The organism is Pseudomonas sp. FP1740, assembly GCF_030687165.1.
Taxonomy (GTDB): domain Bacteria; phylum Pseudomonadota; class Gammaproteobacteria; order Pseudomonadales; family Pseudomonadaceae; genus Aquipseudomonas.
In genome coordinates, this window is the sequence record NZ_CP117461.1 from 6324288 (window position 1) to 6349037 (window position 24750).

Sequence of the window (24750 nt, forward strand, 5' to 3'; positions counted from 1 at the left end):
CCGGGCGTGGCGAAGGTGCGGACAGCCGCTGTACGGGGTGAAATGCCTTGAAATAAAGGCTTTCAGCCGATTTCAGCAACCCGGTCTGAAAGACGGACCGCACCGAATGCCGCGCATTGTAGCCGCAAGGTGTAGGACTGACACCTAGCCGTTTCGATGCGCCGACCTTCTGATTAATCCGATGACCGGCAACAGCCCGACCAGAACCAGGGTCAGTGCCGGCAACGAGGCCCTCGCCCACTCGCCTTCGCTGGTCATTTCAAAGATCCGCACCGCCAGCGTGTCCCAGCCGAACGGGCGCATCAGCAGGGTCGCGGGCATTTCCTTGAGCACGTCGACGAACACCAGCAACGCAGCGCTCAACGTGCCCGGAAGCAGCAGCGGCAGATACACTTTGAAAAACAGTCGTGGCCCACTGACGCCAAGGCTACGTGCTGCTTCGGGCAAAGAAGGCCGTATACGCGCCAGGCTGCTTTCCAGCGGCCCGTAAGCCACGGCGATGAATCGCACCAGATAGGCCAGCAACAACGCCGACAGACTGCCCAGCAGCAGCGGTTTGCCCGCGCCGCCAAGCCAGCCCGACAGCGGAATCACCAGTTCGCGATCCAGATAACTGAACGCCAGCATGATCGAAACCGCCAATACCGAGCCCGGCAGTGCGTAGCCGAGGTTGGCCAGACTGATTCCGGAACGGATCACCCGGGTCGGTGCCAATCGACGGGCAAACGCCAGCAGCAGCGCGACGCTGACAGTAATCAACGCCGCCATGCCGCCCAGGTACAGGGTGTGCACGATCAGCCCGGCATACCGCTCGTCCAGATCGAAGCGCCCGCGTTGCCAGAACCACACCAGCAGTTGCAGCACGGGAATGACGAAGGCACAGGCGAACACCAGACCACACCAGCTCATCGCCGCCAGCGCCTTGACCCCGCGTAAGTGATACAGCGCCTTGACCCGCGGCCGTTCGTTGCTCGCCCGGTTGGCGCCGCGGGCACGGCGTTCGCCATACAGCACAACCATCACCACCAACAGCAACAGGCTGGCCAGTTGCGCGGCGGTGGAGAGACTGAAAAAGCCGTACCAGGTCTTGTAGATGGCGGTGGTGAACGTATCGAAGTTGAATACCGACACCGCACCGAAATCCGCCAGGGTTTCCATCAACGCCAACGCCACCCCCGCGCCGATCGCCGGGCGCGCCATGGGCAACGCCACTCGCCAGAACGCCTGCCACGGGGATTGCCCAAGGACTCGCGCCGCTTCCATCAGGCCTTTGCCCTGAGCCAGAAATGCAGTGCGCGCCAACAGGTAAACGTAGGGATAGAAAACCAGCACCAACACCAGAATCACGCCGCCGGTGGAGCGCACCCGTGGCAGCCGCAGACCACTGCCGAACCATTCGCGCAACAGGGTTTGCACCGGGCCGGCGAAATCCAGCAGGCCGACGAAGACGAAGGCCAGCACGTAGGCAGGAATCGCGAACGGCAGCATCAACGCCCAGTCCAGCCACCGCCGCCCCGGGAACTCACAGAGGCTGGTGAGCCAGGCCAGGCTGACGCCCAACAGCGTTACACCGATGCCAACGCCGACGACCAGCGTGAAGGTATTGCCCAGCAGCCGCGGCATCTGCGTGTCCCACAGGTGGGACCAGATCTGCTGATCGATGGTTTGCCAGGAAAGAAGCAGGACGCTCAGGGGCAGCAGGACCAGCGCAGCGATGGCGAAGACCAGGGGATACCAGCGGCGTTGGGCGGGGTGGGCCAAGGACAGTTCTCGTTTAAATGATTGTGCCCACGCTCTGCGTGGGCACACATCTTGTGGACGCTCTGCGTCACGCCTCGACGCAGAGCGTCGGTGGATGCATTCCCACGCAGAGCGTTGGAACGATCAGGCCGGCAGGGACGCCGCCACTTCATTCGGTGGCACAGTATATCGACAGACTCAGTTCCAGCCGACCCGATCCATCATCCGAATCGCTTCAGCCTGACGCTTGCCGGCGATTTCCACTGGCAAGGTATCGGCCACGAACTTGCCCCAGCTCGCGACTTCAGCCGAAGGCGGAACGGCAGGGTTGGCCGGGAACTCCTGGTTCACGTCAGCGAAAATCTTCTGCGCTTCAGGCGTGGTCATCCACTCCACCAGCGCCTTGGCGGCTTCCGGGTGCGGTGCATGTTTGGTCAGGCCGATACCCGACAGGTTGACGTGCACGCCACGGTCGCCCTGATTCGGCCAGAACAGTTTCACCGGCAGGTCCGGCTTCTGCTTGTGCAGACGGCCATAATAGTAAGTGTTGACGATGCCGACGTCGCACTGACCGGCATTGATCGCTTCCAGCACGGCGATGTCGTCGGAGAACACGTCGGTGGACAGGTTGTTGACCCAGCCTTTGAGGATCTTCTCGGTTTTCTCGGCGCCATGAACTTCGATCATGGTGGCGGTCAGGGACTGGTTGTAGACCTTCTTCGCCGTGCGCAGGCACAGGCGGCCTTCCCACTGTTTATCGGCCAGCGCCTCGTAGGTGGTCAGCTCACCGGGTTTCACCCGGTCAGTGGAGTAGGCGATGGTTCGCGCCCGCAGGCTCAAGCCAGTCCAGGCATGGGAGGACGCGCGGTATTGCAGCGGGATGTTGGCGTCGACCACCTTGGACGTGAACGGCTGGAGGATGCCCATCTGCTCGGCCTGCCAGAGGTTGCCGGCATCGACGGTCAGCAGCAGGTCGGCAGTGGCGTTTTCGCCCTCGGCCTTGATCCGCTGCATCAGCGGCGCTTCCTTGTCGGTGATGAACTTCACCTGCACCCCGGTTTTCCGGGTGTAGGCGTCGAAGACCGGTTTGATCAGCTCATCGATACGCGAGGAGTAAACCACCACCTCGTCGGCAGCCTGGGCGGCGGTGCTGCCTATCAGGGTCAGGGCCAGTGCGGTCAGTAGACGCTTGGGTGCCAACATGGAAGCGGTCTCTCGAAATGGGGAAGTGAGCCCAAATGATAAGGACTCACATTTCGCTTCTCAATCGAACACTGGGTGGAGGAGTTACCAGATGTTGCACAATCGAATGAATGACAATGTGGCGAGGGGGCTTCAGGCCTTGGCCAACGCTGGCAAATCCCCAATCAACCCAAGCGCTTCGCGCACGAACAACGCCTTGGCCTCGGGCATCTGGTCGACCATCTTCAATCCGGTATTGCGCAACCAGCGCACCGGCAACGGATCGGCCTGGAACAGCCGTTCGAACCCTTCCATCGCCGCCATCAACGCCAGGTTGTGGGGCATGCGCCGACGCTCATAGCGACTGAGCACTTTCACATCCGCCAACCGCTCACCGCGCGCGGCCGCTTGCAGCAGTACTTCGGCCAGCACTGCGGCATCGAGGAAACCGAGGTTCACACCCTGTCCGGCCAGCGGATGGATGGTGTGGGCCGCGTCGCCGATCAGCGCCAGACCTTCTGCCACGTAACGCTTGGCATGACGCTGACGCAGCGGCACGCAAAGACGCGGGTCGGCGCTGAGCACCGTGCCGAGGCAGCCTTCAAAGGCCCGCTCCAGCTCCTTGCAGAAGCTTTCGTCGTCCAGCGCCATCAGGCGTTCGGCTTCGCTCGGCGTGGTCGACCAGACAATCGAGCACCAACCCTCCTGACCGTCCCGTTCCAGCGGCAGAAACGCCAGCGGGCCGTTGTCGGTGAAACGCTGCCACGCGGTCATTTGATGCGGTTTGGAACAGCGCACACTGGTGACGATCGCGTGGTGCATGTAATCCCATTCGCGGGTCGCAACGCCGGTCAGGCGCCGCACCGCCGAGTTGGCGCCATCCGCCGCGATCACCAACGGTGCCCGCAAGGTGCGGCCATCGGCCAGGGTCAGCAGCCAGTCGTCACCGGAACGGCGCATCTGCTCCAGACGCGCATTGGCCAGCATCCCGAGGTCGCAGTCGTGCAGCCGGTCGAGCAAGGCGTCCTGAACCACACGGTTCTCGACGATATGCCCAAGCACGTCGGCATGTACGCTGGTCGCCGAGAAATGGATCTTCCCGGTGCCACTGCCATCCCAGACGTGCATGTCGGTGTAAGGACTGCAGCGCCGGTTGGCGATGCCGTCCCACACGCCCAGGCGTTCGAGTATTCGTTGGCTGGCCGCCGACAGGGCGCTCACCCGTGGTTCGAACGGCGCCTGGCCATCGAAGGGTTTGACGCTCAAAGGGCTGCCGTCCAGCAGCAGGACTTCAAGCCCACTGTTTTGTAACGCCAGCGCCAGGGCACTGCCGACCATTCCGGCCCCGACAATCAGCAGATCTGCGCGCATTTCCATGCTTTAGGCCTGTCTCGCTTGCGGCTTGAGCCGCAGGTAAAGGGTTCTCTCGACGCGCGTCACCGAAGTGCTCGCGTCGTCGTGAATTTTGATGTGCAGGTGCGCCCACTTAAACATCGGGACGCGTACCCAGGCCCATGGCCTGCCGGGCGAACCAGCGCTTGGCCGGCGGCAGCAGATCAAGACCGAGCAGGCCGATGTTGCGCCCCAGGGAAACCAGCGGCTGGGTGCTGCCGAACAACCGGGTGACCTGATCGGAGAAGCCCACGGTCAGGTTCTGGTCCAGACGCTGGCGCTCGCGATAAGCCTGCAAGGTCGCGAAGTCGCCGAGCGCGGTCTCGCTGCCCAATAAGGTGTCGGCCAAGGCCTGGGCATCGCGCAGGGACAGGTTGAAGCCTTGTCCGGCAATCGGGTGCAGGCTGTGCGCGGCGTTGCCGAGGATCGCCAGATGCGGGCGGACTTGCTCCTCGGCTTCGATCAGCGACAGCGGATACAAATTGCGGGCGCCAACCTGTTTCAGCGTGCCGAGGCGATAACCGAACACGCCCTGCAACTCGCTGAGAAAGCTTCGGTCATCAAGGGCCGCCAGCCGTTGCGCGTCCATGCCCAGACGGGTCCAGACCAGGGCGCAGCGGTTTTCCGGCAGCGGCAACAAAGCCATTGGGCCGTCGTCAGTGAAGCGTTCGAAGGCCATGCCGTTGTGCGCTTCGCTCGGAGTGATGTTGGCGATCAGCGCGCTCTGGTTGTACGGGCGCTTCTTGATGCCGATCCCCAGCTGTTCACGCAGGCCCGAACGGCCGCCATCGGCCAACACCGCGAGGTCGCATTCCACCAGGGTTTCATCGTTGAGCGTCAGGCGATAGCCGTCGGTCAGCGGTTCCATGGCGGTGACTTCCGCCGGGCAACGCCAACTGATCACGTCCTTGTCCAGACTGTGCCAGAGGCATTGGCCGAGCCAGGCGTTTTCCACCACATAACCCAGTGCTGGAACGCCCTCTTCCATCGCCGACAACCGCGCCGTGGAAAAACGCCCACGGTCGGAGACATGAATCTGCTTGATCGGCTCGGCGCGGCGGGAGATTTCCTGCCACACGCCCAGCCGTTGATAAATCTGCCGGGCGCCGAACGACAGCGCTGAAGAGCGAGCGTCATAGCTCGGTTGGTACGTATCGCCGGGGGCAAAGGGTTCGATCAGCACGATCTTCCAGCCACGGGCCTTGGCCCCGGCCTGCAACGCCAACGCAAGGCTGGCGCCAACCAGGCCGCCGCCGATGATTGCCAGATTGACTCGACTCATGCCGCTTGTGTCCGTGCGGCGGCCATCAAGGCCTCGATCTCGGCGACCGTTTTCGGCACGCCGCTCGTCAGGATTTCACAACCGGTTTTGGTGACCACCACGTCGTCCTCGATGCGCACGCCAATGCCGCGCCATTTCTTCGCTACGTTCTGGTTGTCCGGGGCAATGTAGATGCCCGGCTCGACCGTCAGCGCCATGCCGACTTCCAGCACGCGCCATTCGCCACCGACCTTGTACTCGCCGACATCATGCACATCCATGCCCAGCCAGTGGCCGGCGCGGTGCATGTAAAACGCCTTGTAGGCTTCGCTGGCGATCAGTTCATCGACCTCGCCCTGCAACAGGCCCAACTTCACAAGGCCCGTGGTAATGACTCGAACCGTGGCTTCGTGCGCCTGATTCCAGTGTTTGTTCGGTGCGATTTCGGCAAACGCCGCTTCCTGGGAAGCCAGCACCAGCTCGTAGATCGCCTTCTGTTCCGGTGAATACTTGCCGTTGACCGGCCAGGTGCGGGTGATGTCGCTGGCATAGCAGTCGATCTCGCAACCGGCGTCGATCAGCACCAGATCGCCGTCTTTGAGCACCGCGTCATTCTGCTGGTAATGCAGGATGCAGCTGTTGCGCCCGGCGGCGACGATCGAACCATAGGCCGGCATCTTCGCCCCGCCCTTGCGGAACTCGTAATCGAGCTCGGCTTCGAGGCTGAACTCATGCAAACCGGCACGGCTGGCCTGCATCGCCCGGATATGCGCCTGGGCGGAAATCCGCGCGGCTTCGCGCATCACCTTCACTTCTGCCGCCGATTTATACAGGCGCATGTCGTGCAGCAGATGATCCAGGGCAACGAATTCATTCGGCGGCTGGGCACCGAGATTCGCCTTGGAGCGGATCACGTTGATCCAGTCCATCAGGTGCCGATCGAATTCCGGATTGCTGCCCATGGCCGAATACACCCGGTCGCGACCTTCGATCAGGCCCGGCAAGATGTCGTCGATGTCGGTGATGGGGAAAGCGTCGTCGGCGCCGAAGTCGCGGATCGCGCCTTCCTGACCGGCGCGCAGGCCGTCCCACAGCTCGCGCTCGGCATTGCGCTCACGGCAGAACAGGATGTACTCGCCATGTTCGCGACCGGGAATCAAAACGATAACGGCCTGAGGCTCGGGAAAGCCGCTGAGGTACTGAAAGTCGCTGTCCTGACGGTATACGTGCTCGACGTCACGGTTGCGAATGGCAACCGCGGCGGCGGGCAGAATGGCGATGCTGTTGGGTTCCATCTGCGCCATCAAGGCCTTGCGGCGACGGCTGTATTCCGATTTCGGGATATGAATCATGGGCAGATGGCTTTTCCTGGCTCGCGATTAATGCAACGACGGTTTGGCGGCTGCTTCGTCGGTTTTCTTGGTTTCAGTGAACAGCAGCAACGGTGCGACGCGCAGGTACTCCATGACTTCCATGTAGTCGCTTTCGCCGTCGTCGGACTCTTCCAGGGCGTCTTGCACCTGAGAAATGGCGGCCAGATCCTGCAGCACTTCAGTCGCTTCAGCGCTGAGGGCATATTCGCGACGGGTCAGGCCGAAGCCAGTGAGGAAGCCCTGGCACCACTGGCCCAGCGCGGCTGCACGCTCGGTGAGCGGCGCGTCGTCGCTCGGCAGCAGCAGAACAACGGTCATGTCGTCGCTGGTAAGCTCGCCCTTGACCATCTCTTGCAGGCCGATCAAGGCGTTGCGAACGTTGTCTTGCGGCTCGCCTTCGAGCAGCTCGGCGGCGTCTGCCAGCCAGCTGTCGGCATCGAAACCGGCACCGGCGCAGCTACGGCCGAGCAGCAGGCCGTGCAACTCGGCAGGCGAGACGGGATGGCCGCTGGTACTCAGCAGGGTGGCGAAGGCTTGGTACGGAGAATTCTGAATGGGCATGGGTAGCTAGGCGCCAGACGGCGCTATGTCTAGAATGAAGGCCTTGTATCCTACATCGACAGACTCGCCAAGACTATTAAAGGCTGTCCGCCAGCTACCTCCCATCAGACGAACACGTGGACACAATGGAAGACACCGACCTGCAAGCGCTGATGGCCAGACTCGAGCTGCTGATTACCCGAGTCGAGCAACTAAAGAGTCAAAACGCACTCTTACTAGCTCAAGAAAAGACCTGGCGCGAGGAACGCGCGCACCTCATTGAAAAAAATGAAATCGCCCGGCGTAAGGTCGAATCGATGATTTCGCGCCTCAAGGCCCTGGAGCAAGACTCATGAGTTCAAGCAATAGCGTTACCGTGCAGATCCTCGACAAAGAATATTCGATCATCTGCCCCCAGGAAGAGCGCAGCAACTTGATCAGCGCCGCCCGTTACCTGGACGGCAAGATGCGCGAAATCCGCAGCAGCGGCAAAGTCATCGGCGCCGACCGCATTGCCGTGATGGCTGCGCTGAACATCACGCACGACCTTCTGCACAAGGAAGAACGTCCGGATGTTCAGGTCAGCGGCTCGACCCGCGAACAGGTTCGCGACCTGCTGGACCGCGTCGATCTGGCGCTGTCGACCGATCCGGATGTCACCAAGGGCTGATTCGCCAGGCCGCTTGAGTTATACTCGCATCACTCCCTGGGGTGCTTGCCAGTTGACCACGTCCCTGAGCCGATTCGCACTACCCTGGAGGTTGCACGTTGGGCTGGTGTGCATGTCCGCTAGACGGAAAGCCTTAAAGCCTACTGCATCTTCCACCTTGAACTTTCGGGTTCAAGGGCTAAGTCAGCAGCGGTTCATCCGGGGAGCCTGACTTCAATCCGATGCCGGTTTTCATACCGGCATCGGCATGTTTACGGGTACGCTTTTAGTACTCGCACTTCTGAAGCCTGAATCCATGACCGAACCTGCGCTGCTGCCCCGACCGCAACTTCGACGCATGCTGCGCAAGGCCCGCCGCGCACTGACCCCCTGTCAGCAACGCGAAGCCGCTCGCGGGCTGTATAAGCAATTGGCCCAGCACCCACTGTTTCGCCGCGCAAAACACATCTCCCTGTACCTGCCCACCGACGGTGAAATCGACCCGCGCCTGCTGATGCGTGCCGCGCAACGTCGGGGCAAGGCGACGTACTTGCCGGTACTCAGCGCCTGGCCGCGAACCAAAATGGTGTTCCAGCGGATTCGTCCCGGAGAAAAGCTCAAACCCAACCGTTTCCGCATTCCCGAACCACGGCACAACCTCGCCCGGCAACGCAAGGTCTGGGCGCTGGATCTGGTGTTGTTGCCGCTGGTGGGGTTTGACGATGTCGGCGGACGCCTGGGTATGGGCGGCGGCTTCTACGACCGAAGCCTGGCGTACCTGGCGCGTCGCAAGAATTGGCGCAAGCCGACGCTGCTGGGCTTGGCCCATGAATGTCAGAAGGTTCAACGATTGGCTCAGGCGAGCTGGGATGTACCGTTGCAGGGCACGGTCACTGACAAGGCGTGGTATTTCGCGGGCTAGACGCCACTGATCTCAGCGGCGTCCAGGCGACAGGTTCAGCGCTTGAACGCCGACGGCTGTTGCTGCGCGATCTCGACAGGAGCATCGGGTTTGTTGTTCCACAGGCTTTGGGCATAGCCGGTGGTCACGACACCAAGGCCGAATAAAATAACCAAAATCCATAGTAAATCCGGTTTGCGTTTCATCGACTGCCCCCCAAAGGCACATCAACACGATGACAGCAGCGGTTTCCGTTGTAGGTGTAGGCCGTGCAGCAGCGTCAAGCTAAGAAGGCCGGCATTTTGCGACAACGTGAACCGACACGCAAACGCTGGCGTCAACCGACTGTCGGTTTGTCATAAAATTGCCTGACCACTTGCCCACCCACCTCGCAAGGAGCAAAACCATGGCTTATTGGCTGATGAAATCCGAGCCCGACGAACTCTCCATCAAAGACCTGGAGAAGCTTGGGCGAGCGCGCTGGGACGGGGTTCGCAACTACCAGGCGCGCAACTTTTTACGGGCCATGGCAGTGGGCGACGAGTTTTTCTTCTATCACTCCAGCTGCCCTGAGCCAGGGATTGCCGGAGTCGGAAAGATCGTCGAGGCGGCGTATCCGGACCCGACGGCGCTGGAGCCCGAGAGTCATTACTTCGATCCGAAGGCCACTGCCGAGAAAAACGCCTGGAGTGCGATCGATGTCGCTCACGTCGAAACGTTTTCCAAGGTGCTGAAGCTGGATTATCTGAAACAGCAAACGGCGCTGGCCGAAATGCCATTGGTGCAGAAAGGCTCGCGACTGTCGGTGATGCCGGTGACAGCCGAGCAATGGGCGGCGGTGCTTGGCCTGCGCTAAATAACGCACAACCGCCGGTCACGCAGGCTTACCTTGCCAACCGGTCAAGCTTGTCCCTCAGTTGACTAACATCAAGGTGCTCAGGCGCGTTCCTGTCAGACTGGAACGCTATAGACGCAGGATGCCGACATGTCGACGCACAGCCGTTCTTCGCTTTTCTTTGTTTTTTTACTGGGGGCTGTATTGCTGGCCGCCGGAGGGTTTGGTTATTGGCGGTCGACCGTTAACCGACTGCCCCAAGGGTTGTCTGTCGGCAATGGTCGACTTGAAGCCACTGAAGTGCAGATCGCCAGCAAAACACCCGGTCGATTGGCTGAAGTGCTGGTGGACGAAGGCGACAAGGTAACCCAGGGGCAACTGCTGGCCCGCATGGACACCCGCACCCTCGAAGCCCAGCGCAACCAGGCTGAAGCCGAAGTGATACGTACCAGGGAAAATCTTTCCGCGGCCCAGGCCAATGTGAAACTGCGCCAGAGCGAGCAACTGCTTGCCCAGCAAGAGCTCAAGCGCTCCCAGGCATTGTTCAATCGCGGTTTCGCCAGCGGCCAGATCATCGACCAACAGCAGTCACGCTTCGACACCGCCAACGCCGCCGTTACTGCGGCCCGCGCCCAGGTGTCCGCCGTCGGCGCAGCCATTGGCGCGGCGCAGGCACAAGTGGCTCAGTTAACCAGCGAAATCGACGACAGCAGTTTGCGAGCCCCCATCGACGGGATAATTCAGCTTCGCATGGCCGAACCCGGGGAAGTGCTCGGCGCCGGAGGGCGAGTGTTGCTGCTGATTGACCCGAACGATCAATACATGAACCTCTATCTTGCAGCCTCCGTCGCCGGACGCCTGGCGGTCGGCGATGAAGCGCGGATCCTGCTGGACGCCCTGCCCGACCAGCCATTGCCGGCAAAAATCAGCTTCGTGGCGGCCAAATCGCAGTTCACGCCCAAAGAAGTCGAGACTCGCGATGAACGTCAGAAACTGGTGTTTCGGGTCAAGCTACGCCTGACCCGTCCCAGCGCCGTGCCCCAGGCCAAACCGGGGATGCCCGGCAACGGCTACGTGCGCACGGCTCCCATTGGCTGGCCGGCCAATCTTCAATGACCGGCCTGGCACTGCATGCCACCCGCCTTCAGCACCGCTATGGCGAACAGCATGCGCTGACCGACATCACGCTCAGTCTGCCCACCGGTACCCGGTGCGGATTGATTGGCCCGGATGGCGCCGGTAAATCCAGCCTGCTGGGATTGATCGCCGGCGTGAAGACGCTACAGGAGGGCCAACTGGAAGTGCTCGGTGGCTCGATCCAGGACCGGCGCCACCGCAACAGCCTCTACTCGCGCATCGCGTTCATGCCTCAAGGCCTGGGCGGCAACCTGTACCCTGATCTGTCGATCCGCGAGAACATTCACTTCTTCGCCACACTGTTCGGGCTGTCCGGGGCCGAAAGCGATCAGCGCATGCACAGCCTGCTGCTGGCCACCGATCTACTGCGGTTTGCCGAGCGCCCGGCCGGCAAGCTGTCGGGCGGTATGAAACAGAAGCTCGGCCTCTGTTGCGCGCTGATCCATGAACCGGATTTGTTGATCCTCGATGAGCCAACCACTGGCGTCGACCCTTTGTCCCGACGGCATTTCTGGGAGTTGATCGATGACGTTCGGCGCCAACGCCCGCAACTGACGCTACTGGTCGCCACCGCGTACATGGAAGAGGCCGAGCAGTTCGAACACTGCCTGATGCTCGACGGCGGCAAACTGATCGCCGCCGGTTTGAGCCGCGATCTGGCGGCGGTAACCCCCAGCGGCAAGCTTGATGAAGCCTTCACTCACTTTCAGGGTGACACCGGCCACGACAACCAGCCGCTAGTAATCCCTCCCCGAACCAACGCTACTGCCGACATCGCCATCCAAGCCCATGACCTGACCCTGCGCTTCGGCGATTTCACCGCTGTGGATAAAGTCAGCTTCGCCATCGGCCGCGGCGAGATCTTCGGGTTTCTGGGCTCCAACGGCTGCGGCAAAACCACCACCATGAAAGTGCTTACCGGACTGATTCCGGCCAGCGAAGGCAGTGCCACGCTGCTGGGCAACCCAGTGAACGCCAAGGATCTGGCCACCCGCAAGCGTGTCGGCTTCATGTCTCAGAGCTTCTCGCTCTATGGCGAACTCAGTGTCCGGCAGAACCTGGACCTGCACGCGCGACTGTTCGATCTGCCCCAGGCCGACAGCACTCAGCGCATCGACGAATTGATCCAGCGCTTCAGCCTGACCAGCGTCGCCCATCAGCCGTCCGGTGCATTGCCGCTGGGTCTGCGTCAACGATTATCCCTGGCGGTGGCGGTGCTGCATCGCCCGGAAGTGCTGATCCTCGACGAACCTACCTCCGGCGTCGACCCGGCGGCGCGGGACGATTTCTGGCGACTGCTGATCGAACTGTCCCGCGAACAGGACGTGACGATCTTCCTGTCCACCCATTTCATGAACGAAGCCCAGCGTTGCGACCGCATCTCATTGATGCACGCAGGCAAGGTTTTGGCCTGCGACACCCCGGCAGCACTGCAACAGCAGTTCAACGGCCAGACACTTGAGGCCGCGTTCGTCACCTGCCTGGAAAAGGCCCAGAGCCCGGTCGCAACAGAGGCGCCACCAACGCCCATCGACACAACGCTCGCACCCACCCCATCGATGAAAGACCGTCGCTTCAGCTTTGGGCGACTGCGGGCATTGGCGAGCCGTGAAGGCAAGGAACTGCTGCGCGATAGAGTACGCCTGGCCTTCGCTCTGCTCGGGGCGATGCTCATGATGGTGATTTTCGGCTATGGCATTTCCCTGGACGTGGAGAAACTCGCCTTCGCGGTCTACGACCAGGACCAGACCCCGCAAAGCCGGGCTTATCTGGAGGCCTTCCGCGGCTCCCGTTACTTCGACGAGCAACCTCCGATAAGCGATCCGGCGCAATTGCATCGACGACTGCAGCGCTCGGAAATCAAACTGGCGCTGGAGATTCCCCCCGGATTCGGTCGGGATCTGTTCGCCGGTCGCCAGCCTACGGTGGCGGCCTGGCTCGACGGCGGTATGCCGTTTCGCGCTGAAACCAGCCGCAACTATGTGGAAGCCGTACACCAGGCCAACCTGGAGCAATTGGCGGATCAGTCCAGCCCCGCGCCGACCCGGCAAGCGCCCGCCAAACTGGAAACCCGTTTCCGCTACAACCAGGATGTCGTCAGCGTCAACGCCATCGGCCCTGGGGTGATGGCGCTGATCCTGGCGTTTATCCCGGCCATGCTGACTGCGCTGGGCATTGTGCGGGAGAAGGAACTGGGCTCGATCACCAACTTCTACGCCACACCGCTGACCCGCCTGGAGTTCCTGTTAGGTAAACAGGCACCGTATCTGGCCGTCAGCCTGATCAATCTCGCCGTGCTGACGGCCATGAACCGCTGGCTGTTCGGCGTGCCTTTCAAGGGCAGCACATTGACCCTGGCCTTCGGCGGATTGCTCTACGTGCTGGCGACCACCAGCATGGGTCTGTTGATTTCGGCGTTCACCCGAACCCAGATCGCCGCCATTCTCGGCACCATGATCATCACCAGTCTGCCGACCATCCAGTTTTCCGGTCTGATCGTGCCATGGTCGTCCCTTGATGGCGCCGCCGCGGTCATGGGGATGCTGTTTCCGGCAGGCTATTTTCTCGATATCGCTGTCGGCACCTTCACCAAGGCCCTGGATATCCGGCAGTTGTGGCCACAATGCCTGGCACTGTTCGGGTTCTTTCTCGGGTTCACCGGGCTCAGCCTGGCCATGCTGAAAAAGCAGGAGGTCTGATGCATAAGCTTGCGCACATCCTGCGTCTTGGCCTCAAGGAACTCACCAGCCTGCGACATGACAGTGTGTTGCTGCTGTTCCTGTTCTACGCCTTTACAGTGGCGATCTACATGCCGGCCGCGGGCTCAGTGATCGGTGTGCACAACGCCAGTGTGGCCATGGTCGATGAAGATCACAGCCCCATGTCACGCCAACTGGCCCAGGTTCTGCGGCCGCCGGAATTTCAAACGCCGGTGCCGCTGCCTTATGGTCAGCTGGACGAGGTGCTGGACAACGGGCGGTACACCTTCGTGATCAATGTTCCAGCCAATTTTCAGGCCGATCTGCTGGGCGGCCACCAGCCGGCGGTGCAGGTCAACGTCGACGCCACGGCCATGAGCCAGGCGTTCATGGGGGCAGGCTATATCGGGAGGATTTTCCAGCGCGAGCTGCTGACCTACAGTGGCCAGAGCGATGCGGCGAGCCAGACACCCGTGCGGCTGACAACACGAGCGCTGTTCAATACCAATCTGGAGGGTGGCTGGTTCCTGGCGGTGATTCAGATCGTCAACAACATCACGATCCTGGCCATCATCCTGACGGGCACGGCGCTGCTGCGTGAACGCGAGCACGGCACCCTCGACCATTTGCTGGTGCTGCCACTGACGGCACTGGAAATCATGCTGGCGAAAGTCTGGAGCAACATGCTGGTGGTGGTGTTGTGCACCTGGGTGTCGCTGGAAGTGATTGTCAAAGGCGCTCTTGGCGTGCCGCTGGCTGGCTCCATGAGCTTTTTCTTGCTGGTAACGGCGGTTTATCTGTTCGCCAGCACGGCGCTGGGAATCTTCCTCGCGACCCTCGCCCGCTCGACACCGCAGTTCGGCTTGCTGGCGATTCCGGTGATTATCCCGATGTTGCTGCTTTCCGGGGGCAGTACGCCCCTCGACAGCATGCCGCAATGGCTGCAATGGGTGATGCAGGGCTCGCCATCGACGCACTTCGTCAGCCTCAGCGCCGCGATACTGTTTCGCGACGCCGGCATCGGCGTGGTCTGGCCGGACTTGCTGGCATTAAGCGCCATCGGCCTGCTGTTCTTTACCATTGCACTGCTGCGGTTTCGCAAGAGCCTGGCGTCCTGAAGGGCCGAATCGCCCTTCGCAGGCAAGCCCGCGAAGGGGCCGCCCCAGACAACAAAAGCCTTATTGGATAATGAGGTTGTTGAACAACAGATCCTCAACCACCGGCTTGCCGGTTTCGTCGTTCATCACTTGCTGGGTCTGCTTCAAGGCTTCCTGACGCAGCTTTTCCTTGGCTTCGACGTTGTTCATGGTTTCGGTGGTCTGCTGGGCAAACAACGCCACCAGCTGATTGCGGATCAGAGGCTCATTGGCCTTCACCGCCTTGGTCGCCTCGTCACCGGTCACCCGTAGCGCCACATCGGCCTTGTAGACCTTGAGCTTCGGCGTACCGTCCAGCCCATAGTTGCCCACGAACGGCGGGCTCAGGGTGATGTAGTTGACCTTCGGGGCTTCACCTTCTTTGGCTTCTTCGGCCATCGCTGCCACAGGCAGAGACAGGGCCAGCATCAACATGATCCACGCTTTCACAATTCGCTCCTTATCCGGTTTGCGGCCTAGCATAACGACCCGCCGCTCAAGCACAAGCTTATGGCTGACTATCAGGGCCGGGCATGCTCGTTGACCCGTTAACTCACACACCTACACTTATCGGCCATCACTCCCAAAGGAATAGCCCTGATGAAAGCCGTGCTGTGCAAAGCCTTCGGCCCTGCCGAATCGCTGGTGCTGGAAGACGTCGCCAGTCCTGTTGCGAAGAAGAACGAAATCCTGCTGGACGTGCACGCGGCCGGGGTGAATTTCCCGGACACGCTGATCATCGAGGGCAAATACCAGTTCAAACCGCCCTTCCCGTTTTCACCGGGTGGCGAAGCGGCTGGCGTGGTCAGCGCGGTGGGGGAAAAGGTCAGCCACCTCAAGGTCGGTGACCGGGTCATGGCTCTGACTGGCTGGGGCAGTTTCGCCGAGCAGGTCTCGGTGCCGGGCTACAACGTGCTGCCGATCCCGCCATCGATGGACTTCAACACTGCCGCCGCTTTCAGCATGACCTACGGCACTTCGATGCACGCCCTCAAGCAACGAGGCAACCTGCAACCCGGCGAAACCTTGCTGGTGCTCGGCGCGTCCGGCGGCGTCGGCCTCGCCGCCGTGGAAATCGGCAAAGCCATGGGCGCCCGGGTGATCGCCGCCGCGAGCAGTGCGGAAAAACTCGCGGTGGCCAAAGCCGCCGGCGCCGATGAGCTTATCAACTACAGCGAAACCAGCCTCAAGGACGAAATCAAACGCCTGACCGACGGCCAGGGCGCCGACGTGATCTACGATCCGGTGGGCGGGGACCTGTTCGACCAGGCCATCCGCGCCATCGCCTGGAACGGTCGTCTTCTGGTGGTCGGTTTCGCCAGTGGACGTATCCCCGAACTGCCAGTGAACCTGGCACTGCTCAAAGGTGCTGCAGTGATCGGCGTGTTCTGGGGCTCGTTTGCCCAGCGCCAACCACAGGACAACGCGGCGAACTTCCAGCAGTTGTTTCACTGGTTCGCCGAAGGCAAGTTGAAACCGCTGGTGTCGCAGGTGTATCCACTGAGCAATGCGGCGCAGGCGATCAATGATCTTGGCCAGCGCAAGGCGGTCGGGAAGGTGGTCGTGCAGGTTCGTTGATCGTTTTCCAGCCAGGTCGCAGACTGCGATCTGGCTCCGCCATCCCCGTACCGACTCTCATTTATACCTGAGCGACATGTTCATAAAGGAACATGCAATCTCCAACATTTCCGCTGTTTTGCCGATGCGAACCGGTGCTATTTTCGGTAACGAAACTGTAACATTCGCATCCGCAGTCAAAACAAGAAATCTGGAGCTCTTGAATGTTTGCTTTCTTTCGTCCTGCCGCACATCAGGCTCCATTGCCTGAAGAAAAAATAGACAGCACCTACCGACGCCTTCGCTGGCAGATCTTCGCCGGGATTTTCATTGGCTATGCCGGTTACTACCTGCTGCGCAAGAACTTCACCCTGGCATTCCCGGACCTGATCGCCCAAGGCTATACAAAAGGCCAGCTGGGTGTGGCGATGTCGGCGATTGCAATCGCCTACGGCCTGTCCAAGTTTCTGATGGGCATCGTGTCCGACCGCTCCAACCCGCGTTACTTCCTGCCCTTTGGCCTGGTGGTGTCCGCCGCGGTGATGTTCGTTTTCGGTTTCGCACCTTGGGCCACCTCCAGCGTGACCATGATGTTCATCCTGCTGTTCATCAACGGCTGGGCGCAAGGCATGGGCTGGCCGCCGAGCGGGCGAACCATGGTGCATTGGTGGTCACAGAAAGAGCGTGGCGGTGTGGTTTCGGTCTGGAACACCGCGCATAACGTTGGCGGTGGCTTGATCGGCCCGCTGGCGATTCTCGGCATGGGCTGGTTCAACGACTGGCACAGCAAGTTCTACGTACCGGCTGCCGTGGCGCTGTTGGTCGCCGTGTTTGCCTTCATTGTGATGCGCGATACTCCGCAGTCGACGGGCCTGCCGCCGATTGAGAAGTACAAAAACGATTACCCGGAAGGCTACGACGCCAGTCACGAAGAGGAATTCAGCGCCAAGGACATCTTCGTCAAATACGTGCTGCGCAACAAAATGCTCTGGTTCATCGCACTGGCTAACGTCTTCGTCTACCTGCTGCGCTACGGCATTCTGGACTGGGCGCCGACCTACCTCAAAGAGGTCAAGCACTTCGACTTCGACAAGACGTCGTGGGCTTACTTCCTGTACGAGTGGGCGGGCATTCCCGGCACGCTGCTGTGCGGCTGGATGTCGGACAAGATCTTCCGTGGCAACCGTGGCCTGACCGGCATGGTGTTCATGGCGTTGGTGACCGTTGCGACGATCGTGTATTGGCTGAATCCACCGGGCAATCCGATGATCGACATGATCTCGCTGTTCGCCATCGGCTTCCTGATCTACGGCCCGGTGATGCTGGTCGGCCTGCAGGCGCTGGAACTGGTGCCAAAGAAGGCCGCGGGCACGGCCGCAGGCTTTACCGGCCTGTTCGGCTACTTGGGTGGTTCCGTCGCGGCCAGTGCCATGATGGGCTACACAGTGGACTATTTCGGCTGGAATGGCGGCTTCATTCTGTTGGTCGTTGCCTGCCTGCTGGCGATGGCGTTCCTGGCACCCACCCTGGGCCACAAAAACGTCGCCAGTCAGGGCCGCGAAGCGCTCGCCTGATCTGCCTTTGATTTACAGCGCTTGAGCCGCGCCTCCAGATTCCGGTCTGGCATGGCGTGGCTACGCAGGGCGTGGGCGGTCTGCTCGACATACTCGCGAGTGGTGCCATAGCGCCCGCAAGCGTTCTCGAATACCTGGCTCAGCACGTGATCCGGCAAGTTGCCGGCATAGCTGGGCAGGTGCCGCTCCAATACAAATCCCAACGCCTGAACCTGGTTTCCGTTTTCAAGACGGCAGTTGAGCCAGTGTGGACGATAGGAAGGGAATGGCATCTCGCGCTGCCAGAGTGCATAAAGTGAAGCTTCGAGTTGTTCTTCGGGCAAACGATAGGCGAACCCGCTGCAGGAACCACCGCGATCCAGGCCAAATACCAGCCCCGGCACTTCCGGTGTGCCGCGATGCTCGTGGGACCACAGGTACAAACCGCGATGGTAGCCATGCACCCGGCCGCGCACCCGCTCAACCGCCGCACATTCAGGCCGCCAGATCAGCGAACCATACGCGAATAACCAGACCGGCCCACCCTTGTGGCGCGCCATGGTCGACTGCATCGAGCTGAGCAATTGTTCGTGTGTAAGCTGCGGCCCCAGATCGAGCCGCGGAGGGTAAGCCAGATTCAAGAAAGCAGATTCAATAGCGCTCATGGCAATAAAATTTCGGCCCAGCGATTATTACAAAATATAAACAACTTTCACTTCATAGAACATATAGCAGTAATACTAAAACGAAAAGTACTAAGCGTCCTATGACCTTGCGTCTCCCATAAAAAACCAATACTGAAGCTGGAGGGCTTGGCTATATACCCTAATATCATTTAAGAGAATTCTTAAATACCAGAACGAAATATACATAAGCATTCGGCGCGTCTAGGATGAAGCTCACTTAGGAGAAAACACCTACAAACCCTTCGGATTTACCGCCTACCCATTGCAGCTTTACGTCGCGCATAACGGCCACCCAAAGACGCAAACCAAACTGCCTCAAAGGCCTGAACAATGAAAACACCATGGATTTACGGGTTACTTCTAATGCTCACGGCGCAGCATTCGCTGGCCGAGGACACCTCTGCGAAAGACACCGGCTCCTGGTATTTGCAGGCCAGCGTCTATACCAGACACTTCTCCCCCGACTCCGACCACAATAACAATCAGGACCTCATCGGTCTTGAGCGCGAGCAAGCGTCCGGTTGGTTGTTTGGTGGCGCAACTTTTCGCAACTCGTTCAGCCAGCGTTCATATTATGCGTATGCGGGCAAACGCTACGAGAGTGCTGGCTATCCCGTGTACATAAAACTCACCGGTGGTCTGTTGCAAGGTTACAGCGGCAAGTCTCAGGACAAGATCCCTCTGAATCACTTCGGTGTCGCGCCGGTGATCATTCCTTCAGTCGGGGCACACTACGGACCATTGGCAGCCGAGCTGGTGTTGCTCGGCTTCAATGCCGCCATGGTGACAACCGGGGTGCGCTTCTAGAACGGTTCACGCACCTATGATCGCGGGGCGTAAGCAAATACATCGGCACGCATTTGATGGGCATCCATCCCCGCTTCGACCAAAGCATCGAGCGTGCCGTAGACCATGGCCGGCGAGCCGCTGGCATAGACGTGCAGTGCTTTCAGATCAGGGAAATCCTCACACACCGCCTCATGCAACATGCCGCAACGCCCCTCCCAGCCGCATTGATCGCTGACGACTTTATGCAGGAACAGATTGGGCAGCTTCAGCCATTCATCCCAATGTTCGATCTCATAAAAGTCTTCGGGACGACGTACGCCCCAATACAGGTGCACCGGATGCTTGAAGCCCGTGGCGCGGCAATGTTCGATGAGGCTGTGGATCTGGCCCATGCCGGTACCGGCAGCAATGAGTACGAGAGGACCGTTCGGCAGTTCCGCCAGATGGGTGTCGCCGAACGGCATCTCGATCCGCACCATCGGGTTGCGCTGGAGCTGTTCGATCAGGCTCAGCGCGCTGCTTTCGCGCGCCAGCACATGAATTTCCAGGTCGCGGCCGGAATGCGGTGCAGAGGCCAGGGAAAAAGCGGATTTCTCGCCATTCTCACGCTCGATCATCAGGTACTGACCGGCGTGATAGCGCGGCGGCTTGCCCGCTGGCGCACGCAGACGCACGCGCCAGGTATCGCCGCCGACGTCGCTGCATTCAATGACCTGACACGACACGCTGCGCACCGGCAGTTCTCCCAGCGCGAGCACGCCATCCCACAGCACGATGCAGTCTTCCAGCGGCTCTGCAATGCAAGTGTAGAACTCGCCATGGTCGCGCACATCGCCAGCCTGTTCGACCCGCCCTTCCACCAGCAACGCGCCGCACACATGGCAATTGCCGTTACGACAGCTTTGCGGGCATTCATAGCCCAGGCGCCGCGCGCCGTCGAGAATCCGCTCGCCGGGCAGAATCTCAAGCACTGCTCCGGAGGGCTGCAAGGTTACACGCATCAATCTATTCCTAACTGATTCCAGATGGCATCGATCCGTTGGGTAACGGCTTCATCCTTGACGATGACCCGGCCCCACTCACGGGTGGTTTCGCCTGGCCATTTATGCGTGGCATCGAGCCCCATCTTCGAACCCAGGCCGGAGACCGGCGAGGCGAAGTCCAGGTAGTCGATCGGCGTGTTATCGATCATCACCGTGTCGCGCTTGGGGTCCATGCGCGTGGTAATGGCCCAGATCACGTCGTTCCAGTCCCGTGCGTTGATATCGTCGTCGGTGACGATAACGAACTTGGTGTACATGAACTGTCGCAAAAACGACCAGACACCGAGCATTACCCGCTTGGCGTGGCCGGGATACGACTTCTTCATGGTCACGATGGCCATGCGGTACGAGCAGCCTTCGGGAGGCAGGTAGAAGTCAGTGATCTCCGGGAATTGCTTCTGCAGGATCGGCACGAACACTTCGTTCAGCGCCACACCGAGAATCGCCGGCTCATCCGGCGGACGGCCGGTGTAGGTGCTGTGGTAGATCGGCTTGATCCGATGGGTGATGCGCTCGACGGTGAACACCGGGAAGCTGTCGACTTCGTTGTAGTAGCCGGTGTGGTCGCCGTACGGACCTTCATCGGCCATTTCGCCCGGATGAATCACGCCTTCGAGGATGATTTCGGCCGTAGCCGGTACTTGCAGGTCGTTGCCGCGGCATTTCACCAGTTCGGTGCGATTGCCCCGCAGCAGACCGGCGAAAGCGTATTCGGAGAGGCTGTCCGGCACCGGCGTCACGGCGCCAAGAATGGTGGCCGGGTCAGCGCCCAGCGCCACGGACACCGGGAACGGCTGGCCGGGGTTTTTTTCGCACCATTCGCGGTAATCCAGCGCGCCGCCACGGTGGCTCAACCAGCGCATGATCACCTTGTTGCGACCGATCACCTGTTGACGGTAGATGCCGAGGTTCTGGCGATCCTTGTTCGGACCTTTGGTGACAGTCAGGCCCCAAGTGATCAGCGGGCCGACATCGCCTGGCCAGCAGGTCTGCACCGGCAACATCGCGAGATCGACATCGTCGCCTTCGATGACCACTTCCTGGCACACCGCGTCTTTGACGACTTTCGGCGCCATCGAGATGATCTTGCGAAAGATCGGCAACTTGGACCAGGCGTCCTTCAAACCTTTCGGCGGCTCGGGCTCCTTGAGGAACGCCAGCAACTTGCCGATTTCGCGCAACTCGCTCACCGCCTCTGCACCCATGCCCAGCGCCACGCGCTCAGGCGTACCGAACAGATTGCCGAGCACAGGGATATCATAACCCGTGGGCTTTTCGAAAAGCAGGGCCGGGCCTTTGGCGCGCAATGTGCGGTCGCAGACCTCGGTCATTTCGAGCACTGGGGACACCGGAACCTGGATGCGCTTGAGTTCGCCGCGCTGTTCCAGGCCGCTGATAAAGTCGCGCAAGTCGCGATACTGCATGCGTGAGCCTCGTTTTGGCCATGGCGTTCGGGGGGTGGCAGTTTAGCGCCGAACCCCTCAGTTCAGAACCACGAACTGCCGTTGATCAAAAATCAGATAGCAAAAAGCCGGGTTTCCCCGGCTTTTTGGCCTGTTCGATTTACTTGCGTTTCATCGACAGGAAGAACTCGTCGTTGGTCTTGGTCTGTTTCAGCTTGTCGACCAGGAACTCGATGGCAGAGACTTCATCCATCGGGTGCAGCAGTTTGCGCAGGATCCACATACGCTGCAGTTCGTCGTCGGCTGTCAGCAGCTCTTCGCGGCGAGTACCGGAACGGTTGATGTTGATGGCCGGGAACACGCGTTTCTCGGCGATCTTGCGATCCAGAGGCAGTTCCATGTTGCCGGTGCCTTTGAATTCTTCGTAGATCACTTCGTCCATCTTCGAACCGGTTTCAACCAGTGCGGTGGCGATGATGGTCAACGAGCCGCCTTCTTCGATGTTCCGCGCAGCGCCGAAGAAACGTTTCGGTTTCTCCAGGGCGTGAGCATCGACACCACCGGTCAGCACCTTGCCGGAGCTCGGGATCACGGTGTTGTAGGCACGGGCCAGACGGGTGATGGAGTCGAGCAGAATCACCACGTCCTTCTTGTGCTCGACCAGGCGCTTGGCCTTCTCGATCACCATTTCAGCAACCTGCACGTGGCGGGTTGGCGGCTCGTCGAACGTCGAGGCAACCACTTCGCCGCGCACGGTGCGCTGCATTTCGGTCACTTCTTCCGGACGCTCGTCGATCAACAGCACGATCAGGTGAACTTCAGGATTGTTACGCGCGATGTTTGCCGCGATGTTCTGCAGCATGATCGTTTTACCGGCTTTCGGCGGAGCAACGATCAGGCCGCGCTGGCCTTTGCCGATCGGGGCGCACAGGTCGATGACACGACCGGTCAAGTCTTCGGTGGAACCGTTGCCGGCTTCCATCTTCATGCGCACGGTCGGGAACAGCGGGGTCAGGTTCTCGAAGAGAATCTTGTTTTTCGCGTTCTCGGGACGATCGTAGTTGATCGTGTCGACCTTCAGCAGCGCGAAATACCGCTCGCCTTCCTTTGGAGGACGGATCTTGCCAACGATGGTGTCACCGGTGCGCAAGTTGAAGCGACGGATCTGGCTCGGCGAGACGTAGATATCGTCCGGGCCGGCGAGATAGGAAGCGTCAGCGGAGCGCAGGAAGCCGAAGCCGTCCTGGAGAATCTCCAGCACGCCATCACCGGAGATTTCCTCGCCGCTTTTCGCGTGCTTTTTGAGCAGGGAGAAAATCACGTCCTGCTTGCGCGAACGGGCCATATTTTCTATGCCCATCTGTTCGGCCAATTCGAGCAGTTCGGTAATCGGCTTTTGCTTGAGTTCAGTCAGATTCATATAGGAATGACGTAATCATTTATGGAGGGGGGAAATTAAGCTTTTGGCTTAATGAGGCCGCGCCGCAGAGAAGGCGACAGGATCGCGTACTTATTCGAAAAGGAGTGCGTCGGCGACGGCTAGCAGGGGGCAGTGGAGAAACCAGTGCGGGGCCGAATGTACCACCTGAGTTTCGGAGCGTCTAGCCCTCAATAACGAAAAGGCCCCGCAATATGCGGGGCCTTTTCATGACGCTTTATAACAACGCTTAGATGTTGGCGTCGAGGAAAGCGGCCAGTTGCGACTTCGACAGCGCGCCGACCTTGGTGGCTTCGACGTTGCCGTTCTTGAACAGCATCAGTGTCGGGATACCACGCACGCCGTGCTTGGCCGGGGTTTCCTGGTTTTCGTCGATGTTCAGTTTGGCAACGGTCAGCTTGCCTTTGTAGGTCTCGGCAATTTCGTCCAGGACAGGAGCGATCATTTTGCAAGGGCCGCACCACTCAGCCCAGTAGTCGACCAGTACAGCGCCTTCGGCCTTGAGTACGTCGGCCTCGAAGCTAGCGTCGCTAACGTGTTTGATAAGATCGCTGCTCATGGAAGTCTCCAGGTTGTAAGCAAAAAAACGTGGCCCATCATAGCTGCCCTTCCCCCGTTCAGGAAGCCGCAGATGATTGAGTCTCGCTATGGCGGCCCATGAATTTGGGTATAGCTCAAGTCACGAGGTGGCGGGAGCGACGAAGGCAATTCCGGTGCGCAGGGCGGCGTTGCGCACATGCTCCTGCATGGCCTTCTGTGCGGCGCCGGACGATCGGCGCGCCAGTGCACGGAGGATTTTACGGTGTTCCTGCCAGGTTTCCATGGCCCGTTCGGTCCGGATGAACGGTAGCTTCTGGCTCTCCAGAAAGATGTCGGCGCTGGCTGTCAGGATGCTCAGCATCGCCTGATTGCCGCTGGCCAGGAGGATGCGCCGGTGAAACTCGAAGTCCAGTCGCGCCGCTGCATCGAAGTTGGCGGCACGCAGTTCGTTGCGCATGGCGGCGACGTTGTCTTCCAGGGCATCGAGATCCTCGGTGCTCAGGGTCACGGCCGCCAAACCCGAGGCAAAACCCTCCAGCGCATAGCGCAACTGGAAGATGTCCAGTGGCGATGCCTGGGCCGCGAATGGCCAGCCCGGCACCGCATCGCCCCGGGGCAGATCGACCGGTGACTGCACGAACACGCCCTTGCCCGGCTGGATGCTGATCACGCCCAGCGCACTCAGGGACGACAACGCCTCGCGCAACGACGCCCGGCTGACCCCCAATTGCACCGCCAGATCCCGTTGCGAGGGCAAGGCATCCCCCGGTCCGAAACCTTGCTCAGTGATCAATTTACGGATGGCTTGCAGCGCCACTTCGGGTACTGCGCGGGAGATCGAGTTCATGGTTTTTTTCAGACGAACCAGGCCAATGAGCGGCTAGTTGTAAAGCTAT

24 protein-coding genes and 1 other RNA gene are annotated in these 24750 nt (G+C 60.4%); 11 read left to right on the plus strand and 14 right to left on the minus strand.

Annotated elements, in window-relative coordinates; genetic code table 11:
• Positions 1 to 144: 144 nt before the first annotated feature.
• From PSH69_RS28530 to PSH69_RS28555, 6 genes are all read right to left on the minus strand, one after another.
• Complete coding sequence (locus PSH69_RS28530) at positions 145 to 1761, minus strand: iron ABC transporter permease (protein ID WP_305410463.1); 1617 nt, start codon at positions 1759 to 1761, stop codon at positions 145 to 147.
• Between the two features lie 177 nt (positions 1762 to 1938).
• Positions 1939 to 2943, minus strand: a complete 1005-nt coding sequence (locus PSH69_RS28535; RefSeq protein ID WP_305410464.1) for an extracellular solute-binding protein — start codon at positions 2941 to 2943, stop codon at positions 1939 to 1941.
• Between the two features lie 132 nt (positions 2944 to 3075).
• Entirely contained in the window at positions 3076 to 4293 is a 1218-nt protein-coding gene (locus PSH69_RS28540) for a 2-octaprenyl-3-methyl-6-methoxy-1,4-benzoquinol hydroxylase (protein WP_305412888.1), read from the minus strand.
• Between the two features lie 115 nt (positions 4294 to 4408).
• Complete coding sequence (gene ubiH, locus PSH69_RS28545; protein WP_305410465.1) at positions 4409 to 5596, minus strand: 2-octaprenyl-6-methoxyphenyl hydroxylase; 1188 nt, start codon at positions 5594 to 5596, stop codon at positions 4409 to 4411.
• Positions 5593 to 6927, minus strand: coding sequence for a Xaa-Pro aminopeptidase (gene pepP / locus PSH69_RS28550; protein WP_018927585.1), 1335 nt, complete (start codon positions 6925 to 6927; stop codon positions 5593 to 5595). Before pepP ends, ubiH begins: the two co-directional genes overlap by 4 nt.
• A gap of 27 nt (positions 6928 to 6954) precedes the next feature.
• Complete coding sequence (locus tag PSH69_RS28555) at positions 6955 to 7509, minus strand: YecA family protein (RefSeq protein WP_007940361.1); 555 nt, start codon at positions 7507 to 7509, stop codon at positions 6955 to 6957.
• A 125-nt stretch (positions 7510 to 7634) separates the two neighbouring features.
• Between PSH69_RS28555 and PSH69_RS28560 the strand changes: the two genes are divergently transcribed.
• From PSH69_RS28560 to PSH69_RS28575, 4 genes are all read left to right on the plus strand, one after another.
• On the plus strand, positions 7635 to 7844 hold the full coding sequence (locus PSH69_RS28560; RefSeq protein WP_007940359.1) for a TIGR02449 family protein: 210 nt from the start codon (positions 7635 to 7637) through the stop codon (positions 7842 to 7844).
• Positions 7841 to 8158 carry a cell division protein ZapA gene (locus tag PSH69_RS28565; protein ID WP_007940358.1) on the plus strand — a complete coding sequence of 106 codons (318 nt, stop codon included), beginning with the start codon at positions 7841 to 7843 and terminating at the stop codon, positions 8156 to 8158. The genes PSH69_RS28560 and PSH69_RS28565 overlap by 4 nt, the downstream gene beginning before the upstream one ends.
• A gap of 30 nt (positions 8159 to 8188) precedes the next feature.
• Positions 8189 to 8367: non-coding RNA, 6S RNA (ssrS, locus tag PSH69_RS28570), on the plus strand.
• 86 nt (positions 8368 to 8453) lie between these two features.
• Complete coding sequence (locus tag PSH69_RS28575) at positions 8454 to 9059, plus strand: 5-formyltetrahydrofolate cyclo-ligase (RefSeq protein WP_305410466.1); 606 nt, start codon at positions 8454 to 8456, stop codon at positions 9057 to 9059.
• Between the two features lie 35 nt (positions 9060 to 9094).
• Here PSH69_RS28575 and PSH69_RS28580 read toward each other — a convergent pair whose 3' ends face one another.
• Positions 9095 to 9244, minus strand: a complete 150-nt coding sequence (locus PSH69_RS28580; RefSeq protein ID WP_018927582.1) for a hypothetical protein — start codon at positions 9242 to 9244, stop codon at positions 9095 to 9097.
• 200 nt (positions 9245 to 9444) lie between these two features.
• On the opposite strand from PSH69_RS28580, the gene PSH69_RS28585 reads away from it, so the two are divergent.
• The 4 genes from PSH69_RS28585 to PSH69_RS28600 all read left to right on the plus strand — a co-directional run bounded on the left by PSH69_RS28585 (position 9445) and on the right by PSH69_RS28600 (position 14827).
• Positions 9445 to 9894 (plus strand): EVE domain-containing protein, encoded by a 450-nt coding sequence (locus PSH69_RS28585; protein ID WP_018927581.1) that lies wholly within the window; start codon positions 9445 to 9447, stop codon positions 9892 to 9894.
• Positions 9895 to 10023: 129 nt separating this feature from the next.
• Positions 10024 to 10989, plus strand: coding sequence for an HlyD family secretion protein (locus tag PSH69_RS28590; RefSeq protein ID WP_305410467.1), 966 nt, complete (start codon positions 10024 to 10026; stop codon positions 10987 to 10989).
• Positions 10986 to 13709, plus strand: coding sequence for a ribosome-associated ATPase/putative transporter RbbA (rbbA, locus tag PSH69_RS28595; RefSeq protein WP_305410468.1), 2724 nt, complete (start codon positions 10986 to 10988; stop codon positions 13707 to 13709). The genes PSH69_RS28590 and rbbA overlap by 4 nt, the downstream gene beginning before the upstream one ends.
• On the plus strand, positions 13709 to 14827 hold the full coding sequence (locus PSH69_RS28600) for an ABC transporter permease (protein WP_305410469.1): 1119 nt from the start codon (positions 13709 to 13711) through the stop codon (positions 14825 to 14827). Before rbbA ends, PSH69_RS28600 begins: the two co-directional genes overlap by 1 nt.
• Positions 14828 to 14887: 60 nt before the next feature.
• Here the strand turns inward: PSH69_RS28600 and PSH69_RS28605 are convergent, their stop codons facing one another.
• Positions 14888 to 15295, minus strand: a complete 408-nt coding sequence (locus tag PSH69_RS28605; protein WP_019580533.1) for a flagellar basal body-associated protein FliL — start codon at positions 15293 to 15295, stop codon at positions 14888 to 14890.
• Between the two features lie 150 nt (positions 15296 to 15445).
• On the opposite strand from PSH69_RS28605, the gene PSH69_RS28610 reads away from it, so the two are divergent.
• Positions 15446 to 16423, plus strand: coding sequence for an NADPH:quinone oxidoreductase family protein (locus tag PSH69_RS28610; protein WP_305410470.1), 978 nt, complete (start codon positions 15446 to 15448; stop codon positions 16421 to 16423).
• A 203-nt stretch (positions 16424 to 16626) separates the two neighbouring features.
• Entirely contained in the window at positions 16627 to 17976 is a 1350-nt protein-coding gene (gene glpT / locus PSH69_RS28615; protein WP_018927575.1) for a glycerol-3-phosphate transporter, read from the plus strand.
• Here the strand turns inward: glpT and PSH69_RS28620 are convergent.
• The gene (locus PSH69_RS28620) at positions 17952 to 18620 is read right to left on the minus strand and encodes a gamma-glutamylcyclotransferase (protein WP_018927574.1); all 669 of its coding nucleotides are present in this window, start codon (positions 18618 to 18620) and stop codon (positions 17952 to 17954) included. The genes glpT and PSH69_RS28620 overlap by 25 nt on opposite strands.
• Before the next feature lie 384 nt (positions 18621 to 19004).
• On the opposite strand from PSH69_RS28620, the gene PSH69_RS28625 reads away from it, so the two are divergent.
• Positions 19005 to 19448 (plus strand): sn-glycerol-3-phosphate transporter, encoded by a 444-nt coding sequence (locus PSH69_RS28625; protein WP_370695272.1) that lies wholly within the window; start codon positions 19005 to 19007, stop codon positions 19446 to 19448.
• A gap of 14 nt (positions 19449 to 19462) precedes the next feature.
• Here the strand turns inward: PSH69_RS28625 and PSH69_RS28630 are convergent, their stop codons facing one another.
• The 5 genes from PSH69_RS28630 to PSH69_RS28650 all read right to left on the minus strand — a co-directional run bounded on the left by PSH69_RS28630 (position 19463) and on the right by PSH69_RS28650 (position 24701).
• Entirely contained in the window at positions 19463 to 20431 is a 969-nt protein-coding gene (locus tag PSH69_RS28630) for a CDP-6-deoxy-delta-3,4-glucoseen reductase (protein WP_305410472.1), read from the minus strand.
• Complete coding sequence (gene ubiD / locus PSH69_RS28635; RefSeq protein ID WP_305410473.1) at positions 20431 to 21897, minus strand: 4-hydroxy-3-polyprenylbenzoate decarboxylase; 1467 nt, start codon at positions 21895 to 21897, stop codon at positions 20431 to 20433. Before ubiD ends, PSH69_RS28630 begins: the two co-directional genes overlap by 1 nt.
• Positions 21898 to 22036: 139 nt before the next feature.
• Entirely contained in the window at positions 22037 to 23296 is a 1260-nt protein-coding gene (gene rho / locus PSH69_RS28640) for a transcription termination factor Rho (protein WP_007899384.1), read from the minus strand.
• Positions 23297 to 23543: 247 nt separating this feature from the next.
• Positions 23544 to 23873, minus strand: a complete 330-nt coding sequence (gene trxA, locus PSH69_RS28645) for a thioredoxin TrxA (RefSeq protein WP_003206727.1) — start codon at positions 23871 to 23873, stop codon at positions 23544 to 23546.
• A gap of 120 nt (positions 23874 to 23993) precedes the next feature.
• On the minus strand, positions 23994 to 24701 hold the full coding sequence (locus tag PSH69_RS28650; protein WP_305410474.1) for a FadR/GntR family transcriptional regulator: 708 nt from the start codon (positions 24699 to 24701) through the stop codon (positions 23994 to 23996).
• Positions 24702 to 24750 lie beyond the last annotated feature (49 nt).

Excerpts from the sequence above, each read along its gene's own strand:
- PSH69_RS28535 (WP_305410464.1), bottom strand. The coding sequence starts at position 2,943 with ATGTTGGCACCCAAGCGTCTACTGACCGCACTGGCCCTGACCCTGATA.
- PSH69_RS28540 (WP_305412888.1), bottom strand. The coding sequence starts at position 4,293 with ATGCGCGCAGATCTGCTGATTGTCGGGGCCGGAATGGTCGGCAGTGCC.
- ubiH (WP_305410465.1), bottom strand. The coding sequence starts at position 5,596 with ATGAGTCGAGTCAATCTGGCAATCATCGGCGGCGGCCTGGTTGGCGCC.
- pepP (WP_018927585.1), bottom strand. The coding sequence starts at position 6,927 with ATGATTCATATCCCGAAATCGGAATACAGCCGTCGCCGCAAGGCCTTG.
- PSH69_RS28555 (WP_007940361.1), bottom strand. The coding sequence starts at position 7,509 with ATGCCCATTCAGAATTCTCCGTACCAAGCCTTCGCCACCCTGCTGAGT.
- PSH69_RS28560 (WP_007940359.1), top strand. The coding sequence starts at position 7,635 with ATGGAAGACACCGACCTGCAAGCGCTGATGGCCAGACTCGAGCTGCTG.
- PSH69_RS28565 (WP_007940358.1), top strand. The coding sequence starts at position 7,841 with ATGAGTTCAAGCAATAGCGTTACCGTGCAGATCCTCGACAAAGAATAT.
- PSH69_RS28575 (WP_305410466.1), top strand. The coding sequence starts at position 8,454 with ATGACCGAACCTGCGCTGCTGCCCCGACCGCAACTTCGACGCATGCTG.
- PSH69_RS28580 (WP_018927582.1), bottom strand. The coding sequence starts at position 9,244 with ATGAAACGCAAACCGGATTTACTATGGATTTTGGTTATTTTATTCGGC.
- PSH69_RS28585 (WP_018927581.1), top strand. The coding sequence starts at position 9,445 with ATGGCTTATTGGCTGATGAAATCCGAGCCCGACGAACTCTCCATCAAA.
- PSH69_RS28590 (WP_305410467.1), top strand. The coding sequence starts at position 10,024 with ATGTCGACGCACAGCCGTTCTTCGCTTTTCTTTGTTTTTTTACTGGGG.
- rbbA (WP_305410468.1), top strand. The coding sequence starts at position 10,986 with ATGACCGGCCTGGCACTGCATGCCACCCGCCTTCAGCACCGCTATGGC.
- PSH69_RS28600 (WP_305410469.1), top strand. The coding sequence starts at position 13,709 with ATGCATAAGCTTGCGCACATCCTGCGTCTTGGCCTCAAGGAACTCACC.
- PSH69_RS28610 (WP_305410470.1), top strand. The coding sequence starts at position 15,446 with ATGAAAGCCGTGCTGTGCAAAGCCTTCGGCCCTGCCGAATCGCTGGTG.
- glpT (WP_018927575.1), top strand. The coding sequence starts at position 16,627 with ATGTTTGCTTTCTTTCGTCCTGCCGCACATCAGGCTCCATTGCCTGAA.
- PSH69_RS28620 (WP_018927574.1), bottom strand. The coding sequence starts at position 18,620 with ATGAGCGCTATTGAATCTGCTTTCTTGAATCTGGCTTACCCTCCGCGG.
- PSH69_RS28625 (WP_370695272.1), top strand. The coding sequence starts at position 19,005 with ATGCTCACGGCGCAGCATTCGCTGGCCGAGGACACCTCTGCGAAAGAC.
- PSH69_RS28630 (WP_305410472.1), bottom strand. The coding sequence starts at position 20,431 with ATGCGTGTAACCTTGCAGCCCTCCGGAGCAGTGCTTGAGATTCTGCCC.
- ubiD (WP_305410473.1), bottom strand. The coding sequence starts at position 21,897 with ATGCAGTATCGCGACTTGCGCGACTTTATCAGCGGCCTGGAACAGCGC.
- rho (WP_007899384.1), bottom strand. The coding sequence starts at position 23,296 with ATGAATCTGACTGAACTCAAGCAAAAGCCGATTACCGAACTGCTCGAA.
- trxA (WP_003206727.1), bottom strand. The coding sequence starts at position 23,873 with ATGAGCAGCGATCTTATCAAACACGTTAGCGACGCTAGCTTCGAGGCC.
- PSH69_RS28650 (WP_305410474.1), bottom strand. The coding sequence starts at position 24,701 with ATGAACTCGATCTCCCGCGCAGTACCCGAAGTGGCGCTGCAAGCCATC.